This window comes from Bradyrhizobium sp. AS23.2 (assembly GCF_001908185.1).
Lineage (GTDB): Bacteria > Pseudomonadota > Alphaproteobacteria > Rhizobiales > Xanthobacteraceae > Bradyrhizobium.
This window is the reverse complement of sequence record NZ_LGHM01000364.1, coordinates 1-662: the sequence shown is the minus strand read 5'-3', so window position 1 is coordinate 662 and position 662 is coordinate 1. Positions and strand designations below refer to the sequence as shown.

Annotated in this window: 1 protein-coding gene; it reads left to right on the top strand. The window is 56.0% G+C overall.

Going from position 1 to position 662, the window contains the following annotated elements; genetic code table 11:
- Positions 1-509: serine hydrolase (locus AC630_RS42165; RefSeq protein WP_143198780.1), on the top strand; the 509-nt coding region annotated here is incomplete at its 5' end.
- Positions 510-662 lie beyond the last annotated feature (153 nt).

Here is a 662-nt window from a genome sequence, read left to right as displayed (position 1 = left end):
CCAGCATTGAAGCCGACGTGCTCGGCATGGTGCTTCATAGTGCTGTTGACAAGTCAGCGTCTGACTATCTGCGCGAGAAAGTATGGGAGCCGATCGGCGCGGAAGCGGATGCCAATTGGTTGGTAGACGCAGAAGGATTTGAACTGGGACACTTCGGTTTCAATGCCGTTCTGCGCGATTACGCCCGGCTCGGGCGTTTGCTGGCGCATGATGGCGCATGGAATGGCAAGCAGATCGTTCCGACGCAATGGATGATCGATGCAACAACCGTTCGAGCTTCGGATGGCTATCTGCTACCGGGCGTGGCGACGAAAAGATTTGGTTACGGTTATCTTTTGTGGCTGTTTCCCGGTGAGAGGCGGCAGTTCGCGTTGTTAGGATTCAAAGGCCAGTATATTTGCGTTGATCCGACCTCCAAGATTGTCATGGTGCACACTGCAATTGAGGACCCGGTACATCGAGACGAGCCATGGGCCTTGTGGTCAGCACTGGTCGATCAGCTAGGCTGATAGTAGCTCGGGACAAACTCGACATTGACCGCTTTGGGTCAAAGGCGGTCCTCGCGGATCTGCCTGCGTAGGCCCGCTCCGCCCCGGCTTGCGGAAGGTTTTGGCGCAGGCAGGCCGAACCGTTCAAAATACTGAGTAACGTCCGAGCTTGAG